Origin of the sequence: uncultured Ramlibacter sp. (assembly GCF_936925435.1) — a bacterium.
GTDB lineage: Bacteria > Pseudomonadota > Gammaproteobacteria > Burkholderiales > Burkholderiaceae_C > Ramlibacter.
The window spans coordinates 17,593-32,364 of record NZ_CAKZHQ010000019.1 but is presented as its reverse complement, the minus strand read 5'-3'; the positions used below and the strand labels follow the sequence as shown (position 1 = coordinate 32,364).

At 70.3% G+C, this 14,772-nt stretch carries 12 protein-coding genes; 11 read left to right on the top strand and 1 reads right to left on the bottom strand.

The window, feature by feature from the left end:
• Positions 1-8 precede the first annotated feature (8 nt).
• The 6 genes from miaB to mdoH all read left to right on the top strand — a co-directional run bounded on the left by miaB (position 9) and on the right by mdoH (position 8,393).
• Complete coding sequence (gene miaB, locus Q0632_RS09195) at positions 9-1,352, top strand: tRNA (N6-isopentenyl adenosine(37)-C2)-methylthiotransferase MiaB (RefSeq protein ID WP_298927735.1); 1,344 nt, start codon at positions 9-11, stop codon at positions 1,350-1,352.
• 10 nt (positions 1,353-1,362) lie between these two features.
• Complete coding sequence (locus Q0632_RS09190) at positions 1,363-2,778, top strand: ATP-binding protein (RefSeq protein ID WP_298927733.1); 1,416 nt, start codon at positions 1,363-1,365, stop codon at positions 2,776-2,778.
• Positions 2,768-3,355 (top strand): hypothetical protein, encoded by a 588-nt coding sequence (locus Q0632_RS09185; RefSeq protein WP_298927729.1) that lies wholly within the window; start codon positions 2,768-2,770, stop codon positions 3,353-3,355. The genes Q0632_RS09190 and Q0632_RS09185 overlap by 11 nt, the downstream gene beginning before the upstream one ends.
• Positions 3,352-4,725, top strand: a complete 1,374-nt coding sequence (locus tag Q0632_RS09180) for a sigma 54-interacting transcriptional regulator (protein ID WP_298927725.1) — start codon at positions 3,352-3,354, stop codon at positions 4,723-4,725. The genes Q0632_RS09185 and Q0632_RS09180 overlap by 4 nt, the downstream gene beginning before the upstream one ends.
• A 219-nt stretch (positions 4,726-4,944) precedes the next feature.
• Positions 4,945-6,462, top strand: a complete 1,518-nt coding sequence (locus tag Q0632_RS09175; RefSeq protein WP_298927720.1) for a glucan biosynthesis protein — start codon at positions 4,945-4,947, stop codon at positions 6,460-6,462.
• Positions 6,435-8,393, top strand: a complete 1,959-nt coding sequence (gene mdoH, locus Q0632_RS09170) for a glucans biosynthesis glucosyltransferase MdoH (protein WP_298927716.1) — start codon at positions 6,435-6,437, stop codon at positions 8,391-8,393. The genes Q0632_RS09175 and mdoH overlap by 28 nt, the downstream gene beginning before the upstream one ends.
• Before the next feature lie 68 nt (positions 8,394-8,461).
• Here the strand turns inward: mdoH and ffh are convergent, their stop codons facing one another.
• On the bottom strand, positions 8,462-9,826 hold the full coding sequence (ffh, locus tag Q0632_RS09165) for a signal recognition particle protein (protein WP_298927712.1): 1,365 nt from the start codon (positions 9,824-9,826) through the stop codon (positions 8,462-8,464).
• Between the two features lie 66 nt (positions 9,827-9,892).
• Between ffh and Q0632_RS09160 the strand changes: the two genes are divergently transcribed.
• Genes Q0632_RS09160 through ampD form a run of 5 tightly spaced genes read left to right on the top strand, consistent with a single transcriptional unit; the run spans position 9,893 to position 14,635 of the window.
• A complete protein-coding gene (locus Q0632_RS09160) occupies positions 9,893-10,690 on the top strand; it encodes an inner membrane protein YpjD (protein WP_298927707.1) in 798 nt (265 codons plus the stop codon).
• The gene (locus Q0632_RS09155) at positions 10,687-10,914 is read left to right on the top strand and encodes a PP0621 family protein (RefSeq protein ID WP_298927703.1); all 228 of its coding nucleotides are present in this window, start codon (positions 10,687-10,689) and stop codon (positions 10,912-10,914) included. Before Q0632_RS09160 ends, Q0632_RS09155 begins: the two co-directional genes overlap by 4 nt.
• 1 nt (position 10,915) lies before the next feature.
• A complete protein-coding gene (locus Q0632_RS09150; RefSeq protein WP_298927698.1) occupies positions 10,916-12,628 on the top strand; it encodes an ATP-binding protein in 1,713 nt (570 codons plus the stop codon).
• Positions 12,628-14,061, top strand: a complete 1,434-nt coding sequence (locus tag Q0632_RS09145; RefSeq protein ID WP_298927695.1) for a sigma-54 dependent transcriptional regulator — start codon at positions 12,628-12,630, stop codon at positions 14,059-14,061. The genes Q0632_RS09150 and Q0632_RS09145 overlap by 1 nt, the downstream gene beginning before the upstream one ends.
• Entirely contained in the window at positions 14,048-14,635 is a 588-nt protein-coding gene (gene ampD / locus Q0632_RS09140; protein WP_298927690.1) for a 1,6-anhydro-N-acetylmuramyl-L-alanine amidase AmpD, read from the top strand. The genes Q0632_RS09145 and ampD overlap by 14 nt, the downstream gene beginning before the upstream one ends.
• Positions 14,636-14,772: the final 137 nt, after the last annotated feature.

The window sequence follows — 14,772 nt, the reverse complement described above, 5'->3', positions numbered from 1 at the left end:
CCAGCGCCATGACCAAAAAAGTTTTCATCAAGACCTTCGGCTGCCAGATGAACGAGTACGACTCGGACAAGATGGCCGACGTGATGCACGCCGCGCAGGGCTACGAGCCCACCCAGAACGTGGACGAGGCCGACCTCATCCTCTTCAACACCTGCTCGGTGCGCGAGAAGGCACAGGAAAAAGTGTTCTCCGACCTGGGCCGGGTCAAGCATCTCAAGGCCAAGGGCGTACTGATCGGTGTGGGCGGCTGCGTCGCCAGCCAGGAGGGCGCGGCCATCATCGAGCGAGCGCCCTATGTGGACGTGGTGTTCGGCCCGCAGACCCTGCACCGCCTGCCACAGCTGCTGGAGCAGCGCGCGCGCCAGGAGCGGCCGCAGGTGGACATCAGCTTTCCCGAGATCGAGAAGTTCGACCACCTCCCGCCGGCGCGGGTCGACGGCGCCAGCGCTTACGTCAGCATCATGGAAGGCTGCAGCAAGTACTGCAGCTACTGCGTCGTTCCCTATACGCGCGGCGAGGAGGTCTCGCGGCCCTTCGAGGACGTGCTGACCGAGGTCGCCGGCCTGGCCGACCAGGGCGTGCGTGAAGTGACGCTGCTGGGCCAGAACGTCAATGCCTACCGCGGCACGATGGGCGGGACGGCCGACATCGCCGACTTCGCCCTGCTGATCGAGTACGTCGCCGAGATCCCTGGCATCGAGCGCATCCGCTACACCACCAGCCACCCCAACGAATTCACCCAGCGGCTGATCGACACCTATGCCAAGGTGCCCAAGCTGGTCAGCCACCTGCACCTGCCGGTGCAGCACGGCAGCGACCGCATCCTGATGGCCATGAAGCGCGGCTACACCGCCATGGAATACAAGAGCACGGTGCGCAAGCTGCGCGCCATCCGGCCGCAGCTGGCCCTGTCCAGCGACTTCATCGTTGGCTTCCCGGGCGAGACCGACGAGGACTTCGGCAAGCTGATGAAGCTGGTCGACGATGTCGGCTACGACACCTCGTTCAGCTTCATTTTCAGCCCGCGGCCGGGTACGCCGGCAGCCAACCTGCACGACGACACGCCGCATGAAGTGAAGCTGGCGCGCCTGCAGCGGCTGCAGGCGACGCTGGACGCCAGCGTGCGGGCCATCAGCGCCAGCCGCCAGGGTACGGTGCAGCGGGTGCTGGTGGAAGGCCCTGCGCACAAGGACCCCAGCCTGTTCACAGGCCGCACCGAATGCAACCGGCTGGTGCTGCTGCCGGCCCAGCCGCGGCTGGTGGGGCAGATGGTCGACGTGCGCATCACCGAGGCCGGCCAGCGCTCGCTGCGCGGCGAGGTGCTGCAGGTCGATCACGCCCTGGCTGGCTGACGCGCGGGTGATGCTGGCGATGGGGTCGTTTCGCCAGCTGCTGCTGGTGGCCTTCATGCTGATCGGCGCCCTGCTGGGCGGCACGGCCCTGCGCGCCGTCGTCATCCTGGACCGCCTGATGGCGCAAAGCAGCGAGGAAGCCCGCCGCGCACTGGAACTCAATGGCGCGGCGCAGTCGCTGATCGCGCGCACCGCCGGCATGGAGCGCGCCGCTCGCCAGTCCCTGATCCTGAACGACTCCATGCTGCGGCGCCGCTTCGAGGACGAATCCAGGGCGGCCGGCGCCGCCTTGCAGCAGATGCAGGCCGGCGGCCTGCGCGCCGACAAGACGCCGCAGTGGCAAAGCCAGCTGGACACGGTCAAGGGCCAGCTGACGGGGCCGGCGGAAACGGCGCTGGACCGCGAGCGCGCCGTCGCCGCCGAGTTCCGCGAGCTCGATGCGCTCAACAGCCGCATCGCAGCCGACATCCAGGGCCTGATCGAGGAGCGCAACCGCGCCTTGCGTGAACGGCTCGACGCCAGCCGCACACGCCTGACGCAGCAGGTGATGGGCGCCATCGCCCTGGCCAGCATGCTGGCCGTCGGCCTGGGCCTGTGGCTGTCCAGCCGCTTCAAGCGCCTGGAGCACGCCATCGTGGCCCTGGGCGAGGACAGGCTGCAGGAGCCGATCAACATCCGCGGCCCATCCGACGTGCGCCGCATCAGCCAGCAACTCGAATGGCTGCGCCTGCGCCTGACCGAACTGGAAGCCGACAAGGCGCGCTTCCTGCGCCACGTCTCGCACGAACTCAAGACGCCGCTGGCCGCGCTGCGCGAAGGCGTGGCCCTGCTGCAAGACGGCATCACCGGCGAACTCACGCCCAGCCAGCGCGAGGTCACGCAGATCCTGCACCAGAACACCTTGTCGCTGCAGGCCCAGATCGAGGCCTTGCTGCGCTTCAACGCCGCCGCCTTCGAGGCGCGCCAGCTGCGCCGGCGTCCCACCGACCTGCTGGAGCTGCTGCGCGAGCAGGTGCGCGACCAGCGCCTGCAATGGCAGGCACGCCAGCTCACGGTGAAAGTCGAGGGCCCGGCCGTGATGCTGCCTGTCGACGCGCAAAAATTGCAGACGGCACTGGGCAACCTGTTGTCCAATGCCATCCGCTTCTCGCCGCCGCACGGCACCATCAGCGTGCAGTTGTCGGCGCCGCCCGAGGGCGTGCGCATTGACATCAGCGACCAGGGCCCGGGCGTGGCGCAAGCCGACCGCGACCTGGTGTTCGAGCCTTTTTACCGCGGCGAGCGCCAGCCCGCCGACGCCGCCCGCGGCACCGGCATCGGCCTGTCCATCGTGCAGGAATACGTCACGGCCCATGGCGGCCGGGTGACGCTGCTGTCCGATGGCGCCGGCGCCCATTTCCAGATAGAACTGCCCCATGCCTCCTGACACCGGCCGCACGCTCCGCGCGGTTTTCCGCCTGCACTCCACCCTGGCCGCCGCATTGCTGCTGGCGGCCTGCGCCGCGCCCGTGCCGGTCCCAGCGCCACCGCCCAGCGCAGTCGTTGCGCCCACGGCTGAAGCCGTGCCGCCGCCGGCCAGCGGCGCCAGCGAGCTGCTGGCCTATGCCGACCGCGTGCGCGTGCTCGGGCCCACCGAGCTGGCGCTGGAGATCAGCCGCCGGGGCGAGCCGGCCGATGCGCCGCTGGCCTCGCTGGAACTGGCGCTGGCGCTGGCGCAGACCCGCAGCCCGCCCAACCTGGCGCGTGCCCAGGCCCTGGTGCAGCGCGTGCTGGCCCAGAACGGCAGCTCGGCGCAGGAGCTGCAGTCGCTGGCCCGCCTGCTGGCCAGCCAGATCGGCCAGCAGCTGGAGGCGCGCCGGCTGGAGGAGCAGGCCGAACGCCAAGCCCAGCAGCTGCGCGACAGCCAGCGCCGCATCGACGCCCTCAACGACCGCCTGGAAGCCGTGCGCGCCATCGAGCGCAGCCTGCCTTCGCGCCCGGCGGCCAGCGCGCCCCGGCCATGAGCGGCAGCGCAGCCACTCTCGCGCAACAGCGCCTGCTGGTCGTCGACGACGACGCCGACATGCTGCGCCTGCTGTCGCTGCGGCTGTCGGCCGCGGGCTACCGCGTGACGGCCGTAAGCTCGGCCGAGGCCGCGCTGGCGCAGCTGGACATCGAGCGGCCGCACCTGGTGCTCAGCGACGTGCGCCTGCCCGGGCGCGATGGCCTGGCCCTGTTCGACGCCATCCGCGTGCGCCATCCAGCCCTGCCTGTCATCCTGCTCACTGCGCACGGCACCATCCCCGACGCCGTCGAGGCGACGGCACGCGGCGTCTTCACCTACCTGACCAAACCCTACGACGGCAAGGAGTTGCTGGACAAGATCGCCCAGGCCCTGGCCCTGGGCGCGCCCGAGCCAGCCGCCTCGCAGGCGGACCAGGGCTGGCGCGGCGACATCATCAGCCGCTCCAGCCGCATGGCCGACGTGCTGGCCGAGGCCTACATGGTGGCGCAGTCCGACGCCAGCGTGCTGCTGCGCGGCGACAGCGGCACCGGCAAGGAAATGCTGGCGCGCGCCATCCACCAGGCCAGCCCGCGCGCCGGCAGCCCCTTCATCGCCATCAACTGCGCCGCAATCCCGGAAGCGCTGCTGGAGTCGGAGCTGTTCGGCCACATCAAGGGCGCCTTCACCGATGCCGTGGCCAACCGCAAGGGCCTGTTCCAGGCGGCCGACGGCGGCACCCTGCTGCTCGACGAGATCGGCGACATGCCGCCGGCCCTGCAGGTCAAGCTGCTGCGCGTGCTGCAGGACAAGGCCGTGCGGCCGGTGGGCTCGTCGCAGTCCCACACGGTGGACGTGCGCATCATCTCGGCCACCCACCGCGACCTGGACGCGGCGATGGCGGCCGGCCAGTTCCGCGAAGACCTGTACTACCGCCTGAACGTGGTCTCGCTGTCGCTGCCGGCACTGGCCGAGCGGCGCGAAGACATCCCGCTGCTGGCCAACCATTTCCTGCACAAGCTGGCCGGCAAGTACGGCCGGCGCCTGTCGGGCTTCGCGCCGGAAGCGATGAAGGCCCTGGCCACCGCGGCCTGGCCGGGCAATGTGCGCCAGCTGTTCAACGTCGTCGAGCAGGTCTGCGCCCTGTCGACCACGCCGCTGATCCCGCTGGCCCTGGTGCAGCGCGCCTTGCGTGTGCCCTCGGTCCAGGTGCTCAACTACGCCGAGGCCAAACAGCGCTTCGAGCGCGATTACCTGGTCGGCCTGCTCAAGCTGACCGACGGCAACGTGGCCGATGCCGCCCGCCTGGCCGACCGCAACCGCACCGAGTTCTACCGCCTGCTGCAAAAGCACAGCCTGACGCCGGGCCAGTTTCAGGATCCAGCCGCCTGAGGCCCGTCGCTTTTTGGCGACGCGCATAAGTCGTTGATTTTCAAAGACTTTTTCAAGACCGCCGGCCGAGGCGTCGCCCGCTGACGACAAAAACAGGGGTTCTGCAGACCATTCGCTGCATTGCAGCAATTGGATACACAGATTTCAGCGCCAAGTCGTTGATTTCAAAAGGTTTTTACAGTCTGGCACAGGGTTTGCCCTGGGATCAGCGTGAAACCCTTGCACACCCTCTCCGCTTTGCTGCTGGCGCTGGCCGGCCTCAGTGCCAACGCCGCCGCATTCGGCTTCGAGGAACTCAGCGCGCTGGCCCGCAACCGCGCCCAGTCGGCCTGGAGCGACAGCACGCCGGCGCTGCCGGCGGACCTGGCGCGCATGGACTACGACGGCCTGCGTGACATCCGCTTCCGGCCAGAGCGCGCGCTCTGGCGCGACGCCAGGTTGCCGTACGAGGCCATGTTCTTCCACCGCGGCAAGCTGCAAGCCCAGGCCGTGCGCATCCACGAGATCACGCCCGACGGCGCGCGCAAGCTGGCCTACGCACGCGAGGACTTCGATTTCGGCAAGAACGCCCTGGCGGCCACGCCCTGGGGCGACCTGGACTTTGCCGGCCTGCGCGTCCACACCGCCTTGAACAGCCCGCAGTACAAGGACGAACTGGTGGTGTTCCAGGGCGCGAGCTATTTCCGCGCCCTGGGCGCCGGCCAGCAGTACGGCCTGTCGGCCCGCGGCCTGGCCATCGACAGCGCCGGCGGCGGGCCGGAAGAATTCCCACGCTTCACGGATTTCTGGCTGGAGCGCCCGGCCGCCGACGCCAGGCAGCTGACGGTCTACGCGCTGCTGGACTCGCCACGCGCAGCCGGCGCCTACCGCTTCGACATCACGCCCGGCGCGCAGACCACAGTGCAGGTGCGCATGCGCCTGTTCCTGCGCGCCAGCGACAAACCCATCGCCACCCTGGGCGTGGCGCCGCTGACCAGCATGTTCTTCTTCGGCGAGAACCAGCCGCGGCCCGGTGACTTCCGCCCCGAAGTGCACGACTCCGACGGCCTGCTGGTGGCCAGCGGCAACGGCGAATGGATCTGGCGGCCGCTGCAGAACCCGGCGCGGCCCATCGCCAGCTCCTTCGCGCTGGAGCGCCTGGCCGGCTTCGGCCTGATGCAGCGCGACCGCGCCTTCGCCAGCTACGAGGACGTGGAGGCGCGCTACGAACGCCGGCCCAGCGCCTGGGTCAAGCCGCTGGGCGACTGGGGTCCGGGTCGGGTCGAGCTGCTGCAGTTGCCGGCGCCCGACGAGACGCACGACAACGTGGTCGCCTACTGGGTGCCGCGCAGCCTGCCGGCCGCCGGCGAGCCGCTGGAGCTGGCCTGGGAGATCGCCTGGCAGGGCGACGCCCAGCAACGCGCGCCGGGCGCCAGCGTGCTGCAGTCGCGCCGCGGCCACGGCTTCGTGCAGCCGGGCGACAACCGCAGCGGCCAGGTCCAGTACGTGCTCGATGTCGCCGGCCCGGCGCTGGACGCCCTGCCCCCCGGCACGCCGGTGCGCGCCATGGTCAGCGCCGACGGCAACGGCCGGGTTGTCGAACAACTTGCCTATCCCAATCCCGCCACCCATGGCTGGCGCATGAGCTTTCGCGTGCAGCGCATCGACCCGGCTCGGCCGGTCGAGCTGCGCGCCTTCCTGCAACAAGACAACCACAGCGTGAGCGAAACATGGTCCAGCATTCTTCTTCCCGAGTGAGCCCGCGCAGCAGCCTGCGCGGAGAGCGCCATCCGAATGCGATGACGGCGCCGCCGCTGCATCGCGGCTCGATGGCGCCGCGCCCCTGGCGCGGCTTCTGGAACAGCATGGCCACGGCCTTGCTGTGGCAAGGCGCCAGCGCGCCCGCCGCGCCCAGCCGGCGCCAGGCCTGGGAAAGAGCCGCCGCCAGGCGCCGCTTCGTCTTCCTGCTGCTGACCCTGGCCAGCACCGCGGTGGCGACCGCGCTGTTCGTCAATGCCCAGCCCGACTACGACAACAGCTGGCTGCAGATCGGCCAGGCCACGCTGTTCGCCGTGCTCTCGGTCTGGGTCGTGACCGGCTTCGTCACCGCCCTCATGGGCTTCTGGGTCAGCCTGCGCGGTGACGGCCATGCGCTGTCGGCGCGCGAGGTGGCCCACCACCCGATGAATCCCGATGCGCGCACCGCCATCATCATGCCGATCTGCCACGAGGACGTGGCCACGGTGTTCGCCGGCCTGCGCGCCACCTGCGAGTCGGTGGCCGCCACCGGCCACGCCAGCGGCTTCGACGTCTTCGTGCTGTCCGACAGCAGCGAGCCCGCCACCATCGCCGCCGAGCGCGCCGCCTGGGCGGGCCTGCGCCAGGCCCTGGCCGCGCACCCGGAGCAGCCGCAGATCGAGGTCTACTACCGCCTGCGCAGCCGCCGCACGCACCGCAAGGCCGGCAACGTTGCCGACTTCTGCCGCCGCTGGGGCAAGGACTACCGCTACATGGTGGTGCTGGACGCCGACAGCGTGATGAGCGGCGACTGCATCACCACCCTGGTCAAGCTGATGGAAGCCCACCCGCAGGCCGGCATCATCCAGACCGCCACCCAGGCCATCGGCCACGCCACGCTGCATGCGCGCGCGCAGCAGTTCGCCTCGCGCGTGACGGGGCGCCTGTTCACGCTGGGCATGCAGTTCTGGCAGCTGGGCGAGTCGCACTACTGGGGCCACAACGCCATCATCCGCGTCGCGCCCTTCATGCAGCACTGCGCGCTGGCGCCCATCCCGGGCGCAGGCGGCATGGCCGGCGGCATCCTGTCGCACGACTTCGTCGAGGCCGCCCTGATGCGCCGCGCCGGCTACCACGTCTGGCTGGTTTCGGACCTGACCGGCAGCTACGAGCAGCAGCCGCCCGACCTGCTCAGCGAGTTGCAGCGCGACCGCCGCTGGTGCCAGGGCAACCTGCAGAACTCGCGCCTGATCGCCGAACCCGGCATCCACCGCGTGCACAGGGCGATGTTCGCCATCGGCGCCATGTCCTATCTGTCGGCGCCGCTGTGGCTGGCCTTCATGACCTTCGGCACCGCCCTGTGGATGTCGGGCGCGGCCATCGTGCCCGACTGGCATGCCGTGCCGTCCGAACTGCGCGGCCTGTGGACCTGGACCCTGTGCATGCTGTTCATGCCGCGCATCCTGGGCCTGGCGGCGGTCTTCCTCCAGGGCAAGCAGGCGCAGTTCGGCGGCGGCGCCGGCCTGCTGCGCAGCGCCGTGCTGGAAACCGTGCTGGCCCTGCTGCTGGCGCCCATCCGCATGCTGGCGCATTCGCTGTTCGTGCTGGTGGCGCTGACCGGCCTCAAGCTGGAATGGAAGTCGCCCCCGCGCGAAGCCGCCGTCCTGTCCTGGCGCGAAGCGGCGCTGCGCCTGTCGCCCATGACCATCGTCATCGGCCTGCTGGCCGGCGCCGTGGCATCGATCCAGCTGGGCGCCCTGGTCTGGCTGGCGCCGGTGGCCCTGCCGCTGCTGCTGGCCGTGCCGCTGGCCGTGCTGACCAGCCATGTGGAGCTGGGCGGCTGGATGCGCGGCCGCGGCCTGCTGCTGATTCCGGAAGAATCGCGCTCGCCCATGGTGCTGCGCCGGGCCTGGCGCCACGCCAGCCGCGGCACCGCGCTCGCTATCAAGTAGATAGCGTCATCGCAAGGATTGGTGGTGGCTGGAGGCCGATCTGACCTCCGACATGGCGTGGAAGGGCCTCAGAAGGGCATCTTGGGCATGCCCTTGCCGCCGCCGCCCATGCGCTTCATCATCTTCATGAGGCCGCCGCCCTTCATCTTCTTCATCATGCCCTGCATCTGCTCGAACTCATTGAGCAGTCTGTTGACTTCCTGGACATGAACGCCGGCGCCGGCGGCGATGCGGCGCTTGCGGGTGGCCTTGATCAGCTCGGGCTTGCGGCGCTCCAGCGGCGTCATGCTCTGGATGATGCCCTCCTTGCGGCGCACGTCGCGCTCGGCCTTGTCCATGTCGACCTGGCCGGCCTTGGCCTGCATCTGCGCCGGCAGCTTGTCCATCAGGCTGGACAGGCCACCCATGCTCTTCATCTGCTGGATCTGCGAGAGGAAGTCGCTCAGGTCGAAACCGCCGCTCTTGACCTTGGCCGCGAGCTTCTGCGCGGCCTCCATGTCGACACCGGCCGTGACCTGTTCGACCAGGGCCAGGATGTCGCCCATGCCCAGGATGCGGCCGGCATGGCGCTCGGCGTCGAACACCTCCAGGCCGTCGATCTTCTCGCTGGTGCCGGCGAACTTGATGGGCGCGCCGGTGATCTGTCGCACCGACAGCGCGGCGCCGCCGCGCGAATCGCCGTCGGTCTTGGTCAGGATGATGCCGGTCAGCGGCAGCGCTTCCTTGAAGGCCTTGGCGGTGTTGATCGCATCCTGGCCCTGCATGGCGTCGACCACGAACAGCGTTTCCACCGGGTTGAGGACGGCGTGCAGCTCCTTGATCTCGCGCATCAGCGCCTCGTCGATGGCCAGGCGCCCGGCGGTGTCGACCAGCAGCACATCGAAGTACTGCTTGCGCGCGTAATCGATGGCGGCGCGAGCGATGTCCACGGGCTTCTGGTCCGGCGTGCTGGGGAACCACTCGGCGCCGGCCTGCTTGGTCACCATCTTGAGCTGCTCGATGGCGGCCGGCCGGTAGACGTCGCCCGAGACCGTCAGCACCTTCTTCTTGCGCTTGTCGATCAGGTGCTTGGCCAGCTTGGCGGTGGTGGTGGTCTTGCCGGCGCCTTGCAGGCCGGCCATCAGGATGACCGCCGGCGGCTGGGCCTGCAGATTGATATCGGCCACGCCCTCGCCCATGGTGGCGACCAGCTCGCGGTGGACGATGCCCACCAGGGCCTGGCCCGGCGACAGCGAGCCCAGCACCTCCTGGCCCAGGGCCTTGTCCTTGACCCGGGCGATGAAGTCGCGCACCACCGGCAGGGCGACGTCGGCCTCGAGCAGGGCCATGCGCACCTCGCGCAGCATGTCCTGCACGTTGGCTTCGGTGATGCGCGCCTGGCCGCGCATTTCCTTGACCAGGCGGGAGAGTTTGTCTGTGAGGGCGGAGGCCATGGGAGCCCTTGGGTGCTGCGGGATGGGAAGCTTCGGCGTGCGAAGCAAGGGGCTAAACTGCGAACCATGATTCTAGCCAGTGCAACGGGGGCCAGTGTGGCGCTGACGCTGGCGGCAGCCGCGGCCTATGCCGTGCCCGCCGCCGCCGCCGCGCGCCTGTCCGAACAGGCCGCGCGCATCGCCCTGCTGGTGGCCTGGCTTCTGCACGCCCTGGTGCTGGCCTGGACCCTGCTGGGCGAGGCGCCGCGCTTTGGCTTCGCGCCGGCGCTGTCGGTCACCGCCTGGCTGGTGCTGACTGTCTATGCGGTCGAACGCGAACTGTTTCCGCAGCTGCAGGCGCGCTGGGCGCTGGCCGGCCTGGGCGCCGCAGCCGTGCTGCTGGCCATGGTCTTTCCCGGCACGCCCATGCATGTCTCGGCCTCGCCCTGGCTGCCGCTGCACCTGGCGCTGGGCATCGCCTCCTACGGCCTGTTCGCCGCCGCCGTGGTCCATGCCTGGCTGATGCGCCGGGCTGAGCGCCACATCCGCCAGGCCACCGACCCGCACGCCGGCCTGCCATTGCTGACGCTGGAGCGCCTGACCTTCCGCTTTGCCGGCGCCGGCTTCGTGCTGCTGTCGGCCACCCTGCTGGCCGGAGCGCTGTTCAGCGAAAACTTCTACGGCCGCGGCTGGCGCTGGGACCACAAGGCCGTGTTCTCGGTGCTGGCCTGGCTGGTGTTTGCCGGCCTGCTGCTGGGGCGGGCACGCTTCGGCTGGCGCGGCCGCACTGCGGTGCGCGTGCTCTATGCCGGCGCGCTCCTGTTGCTGCTGGCTTATGTCGGCTCGCGCTTCGTGCTCGAGGTGGTACTGGGACGGCCGACATGAAGTACATCGTGCTGTTTGGCGTCCTGTTGGTCGTCTACCTGGTGTGGCGCCACCAGCGGCGCACCGAAGGCAGCGGCACGCCGCCTGCGCCAGCGCAACCCGCCGCGCTGGCGCAGGACATGGTGCGCTGCCCGGTCTGCGCGCTGCACCTGCCACGCGCCGAGGCCGTGGCCGGCGGCGACGGGCGCTTCTACTGCAGCCCGGAGCACCGCGTCGCGCCCTGACATGGCAGATCACCAGCCATCGATCGCGCCCTGGGCTGAAGCGCCGGCCGCACCTCCCCAAGACTCGGCCTTCGTGCGGCTGTGGCGCGGCTTCGCCACAGCCCGCGTGGCGATCGCCGTGGTGCTGCTGGCCCTGCTGGCCGTGCTGCACAGCCGGGCGCCGCAACCGCCCCCCGGCAGCGCGGCCTGGCTGTTCGGCCTTTGTGGCGCCTACCTGGCCTGCGCGCTGGCGGTGCGCATCCTCACCCGGCCGCCAACGCCGGGCGAGGCTTTCGACCCGCAATGGGTGTCGACCATCGGCGTCGACCTGCTGGCGTTTTCCACGCTGCAATTCCTGCAAGCGGGAGGCGTGAACTATTCGCCGCTGTTCGCCCTGCCGGTGCTGATGGCTTCGGTGCTGGGATCGACCCTGCTGGCCCTGGGCACGGCCGCGGCCGTGACCCTGCTGTTGCTGATCGACGCCTGGCTGCTGGCGCTGCAGCTGCCCGACGACACCGCCCAGCGCTTCCTGCAGGCAGGCCTGACGGGCACCGGCTATTTCGCGCTGGCCTTCCTGGCCAACCAGCTGGCGCAGCGGCTGGCGCGCGAGGAAAAGGCCGCCCGCCGCAGCCAGAAGGCTGCACGCGCGCAGGCCCAGGTCAACGAGCTCGTGATCGAGACACTGGCCGACGGCGTGCTGGTGGTCGACCAGCGCGGTGAGGTCCATGCCGCCAACCCCTCGGCCCGCCTGCTGCTGGGCGGCGGTCCCGCAGCCCACGGCCGGCCGTTCCCGCTGGCGGCGGTGCCCGGCTGGCAACCGCTGGTCGACCTGGCGACGCTGACCTTCGAGCTGCGCGACCCCCAGCTGGGCGAGATCTCCCTGAGCGTGCCGGCCGGGCCGGCGCGGCGTGTCTTCGTGCGCACCCGGCTGACGGCGCAGCACGACGCGCCGGGCGACAGCCTGTGCGTCATGTTCCTGGAAGATCTGCGCGAAATGGAGGCGCGGCTGCGCACCGAGAAACTCGCCGCCATGGGGCGCATGTCGGCCGCCGTGGCCCACGAGATCCGCAATCCCCTGGCCGCCATCACCCAGGCCAACGCGCTGCTGGAGGAGGACCTGGTCGAGCCGGCGCACAAACAGCTCAGCGCCATGGTGGCGCAAAACGCGCGCCGGCTGGCGCGCATCGTCGAGGACATCCTGAACATCTCGCGCGTGCGGCACGACACCCACACACCGATGCTCGGCCTGGACGCCGCCGTCGCCGCCGCCTGCGCCGACTGGGGCCAGCAAACTTGCGGCAGCGCGCGGATGCAGCTCGCGCTGCAGGCCGGCACGGCCCAGGTGCCGTTCGAGCCCGACCATCTGCGCCGCGTGTTGGTGAACCTGCTGGACAACGCCTTGCGCCACGCCGGCAGCCAGTGCGACTCGATCCAGGTCCTGACCTCGGAGGCCGCCAGCCGCGTCCGGCTGCTGGTCTGGAGCGACGGCCCGCCGCTGGAGCCGACCGTCGAGCGCCACCTGTTCGAACCCTTCTTTTCCTCCGAGAGCCGCTCCAGCGGGCTGGGCCTGTACATCTGCCGCGAGCTGTGCGAGCAGCATGGCGCGCAGATCGGCTACCGCCGTTGTGCCGCCCGGGCCGGCGCCGCGCGCGAAGGCAATGAATTCTTCGTCCAGTTCCGTCCCGGCGGGTCGGGACTTGCCGCCACTCCCTCATTTGCCACAATAGGCGCCTGATGTCACAAGCCGCCTCCGTGCCCCCGCAAGTCCTGGTCGTCGACGATGAGCCCGACCTGCGCACACTCTACGAGCTGACGCTGCTGCGCGAAGGCTACCGGGTCGACGCCGCCGGCTCGCTGGCCGAGGCCTGGGAGTTGCTGGACGCCCGCAAATTCGACGCCGTCATCACCGACATGCGCCTGCCCGACGGTCTGGGGCTGGAGCTGCTGCAACGCATGCTGGCCCAGCAGCGGCCCGAGCGCTGCATCGTCATGACGGCCTACGGCTCGGCCGAGAACGCCGTGGAAGCGCTCAAGGCGGGCGCCTTCGACTACCTGACCAAGCCGGTCGACCTCAAGCAGTTCCGCAGCGTCGTGGCCTCGGCCATCCAGGACAACGCGCCGCCCGTGCGCAGCCGCGCCGCCGGGACGCAGCGCGTGGCAGCCGGCGAGCCACCCCAGGGCAGCCGGGCCGCGCTGCAGCGCATGGTCGGTGCCTCGGCGGCGATGCAGCAGGTCAAGGAGCGCATCGCCAAGGTGGCCCGCAGCATGGCCCCGGTGCTGGTGCGCGGCGAGTCGGGCACCGGCAAGGAACTGGTGGCCCGCGCCATCCACGCCTGCAGCCACCGCGAGGCCGGCCCCTTCATCGCGGTCAACTGCGGGGCGATTCCCGAGGCGCTGCTGGAGGCGGAATTCTTCGGCGCCCGCAAGGGCTCCTACACCGGCTCCACCCAGGACCGCCAGGGCTACTTCCAGGCCGCCGCCGGCGGCACGCTCTTTCTCGACGAGATCGGCGACCTGCCGCTGGCCATGCAGTCCAAGCTGCTGCGCGCCATCCAGGAGCGCCAGGTCCGCGCCATCGGCTCGACCCAGGAAGACGGGGTCGACGTGCGCATCGTCAGCGCCACCCACAAGGACCTGGCCGCCGACGTGCTGGCCGGGCGCTTCCGCCAGGACCTGTACTACCGCCTGAACGTCATCGACATCATGATCCCGCCGCTGCGCGAGCGCCGCGAGGACCTGCCGGCGCTGTGCGAGTCGCTGCTGGCGCGCATCGCCCAGGACTCGGGCATGCCGGTGCCGGTGCTGTCGCCGGTGGTGGTCGCCCAGCTGGCGGCCCATCCGCTGGGCGGCAACGTGCGCGAGCTGGAGAACCTGCTGCACCGCGCAGTGGCGCTGTCCGACGGCGAGGAGCTGCAGGTGGATTTCGCCCCCAGCGTGCCTGGCGAGCTGGCGCCGGCGCCGCGCGCCGCCGAGGCCATGCCGCAGGACCTGCAGGCCTACCTGGACCAGCAGGAGCGCGACATCCTGGTCAAGGCCCTGCGTGACAGCGGCTTCAACCGCACGGCCGCGGCCCAGCGGCTGGGCCTGAGCCTGCGGCAGATCCGCTACCGCATCGACCGGCTGGCGATCGCGGTGCCCGGCGGCGAAGAGCCGAATGACGCCAGCTGAGCCCCACCAGGCCGGCCTGCTGTGGCAGGACGGCTGGTACCGCTTCGCGCGCCGGCAGGACTCGCCCAATTTCGGCGCGCGCCCGGCCGGTGCCCTGGTCGACCTGGTGGTCGTGCATTCGATCAGCCTGCCGCCCGGCCAGTACGGCGGCGACGAAGTCCAGCAGCTGTTTGGCAACACGCTGGACTGGCAGGCCCATCCCTATTTCAAGAGCATTGAGGGCATGCAGGTCTCGGCCCATTTTTATGTCCGGCGTGGCGGCGAGCTGTGGCAGTTCGTCAGCTGCGACCAGCGCGCCTGGCATGCCGGCGCCTCGCACTGGCGCGGCCGCGACAACTGCAACGACGGCTCGGTGGGCATCGAGCTCGAGGGCCTGGAGGGCGACAGCTTCGAGCCTGCCCAGTACGAGACCCTGGCCCTGCTGTGCGCCGCCCTGGCCCAGCACTATCCGATCGCCCACATCGCCGGCCACGAGCACATCGCCCCCGGCCGCAAGCAGGACCCGGGCGCGGGCTTCGACTGGGCGTTGCTGCGGCGCAGCCTGGGCTGGCCGGCGGCAAATTTTCCTGGTTGAGGCAGGTCGCGCGCCTGCTGGCATCGCGGGAACGCATCCTGCGTCGGGCGGCACTCAAGCTGGCACTCGCTCATTGCGCGTCTTCGTCGCACCAAATCGCAACAGCCTGTTACCTCACTCCAAAGTCAATGCGCAAG

What these genes read in the sequence shown, in the direction of transcription:
- miaB (WP_298927735.1), top strand. Translation starts at nt 9, where the DNA reads ATGACCAAAAAAGTTTTCATCAAGACCTTCGGCTGCCAGATGAACGAG.
- Q0632_RS09190 (WP_298927733.1), top strand. Translation starts at nt 1,363, where the DNA reads ATGCTGGCGATGGGGTCGTTTCGCCAGCTGCTGCTGGTGGCCTTCATG.
- Q0632_RS09185 (WP_298927729.1), top strand. Translation starts at nt 2,768, where the DNA reads ATGCCTCCTGACACCGGCCGCACGCTCCGCGCGGTTTTCCGCCTGCAC.
- Q0632_RS09180 (WP_298927725.1), top strand. Translation starts at nt 3,352, where the DNA reads ATGAGCGGCAGCGCAGCCACTCTCGCGCAACAGCGCCTGCTGGTCGTC.
- mdoH (WP_298927716.1), top strand. Translation starts at nt 6,435, where the DNA reads ATGGTCCAGCATTCTTCTTCCCGAGTGAGCCCGCGCAGCAGCCTGCGC.
- ffh (WP_298927712.1), bottom strand. Translation starts at nt 9,826, where the DNA reads ATGGCCTCCGCCCTCACAGACAAACTCTCCCGCCTGGTCAAGGAAATG.
- Q0632_RS09160 (WP_298927707.1), top strand. Translation starts at nt 9,893, where the DNA reads ATGATTCTAGCCAGTGCAACGGGGGCCAGTGTGGCGCTGACGCTGGCG.
- Q0632_RS09155 (WP_298927703.1), top strand. Translation starts at nt 10,687, where the DNA reads ATGAAGTACATCGTGCTGTTTGGCGTCCTGTTGGTCGTCTACCTGGTG.
- Q0632_RS09150 (WP_298927698.1), top strand. Translation starts at nt 10,916, where the DNA reads ATGGCAGATCACCAGCCATCGATCGCGCCCTGGGCTGAAGCGCCGGCC.
- Q0632_RS09145 (WP_298927695.1), top strand. Translation starts at nt 12,628, where the DNA reads ATGTCACAAGCCGCCTCCGTGCCCCCGCAAGTCCTGGTCGTCGACGAT.
- ampD (WP_298927690.1), top strand. Translation starts at nt 14,048, where the DNA reads ATGACGCCAGCTGAGCCCCACCAGGCCGGCCTGCTGTGGCAGGACGGC.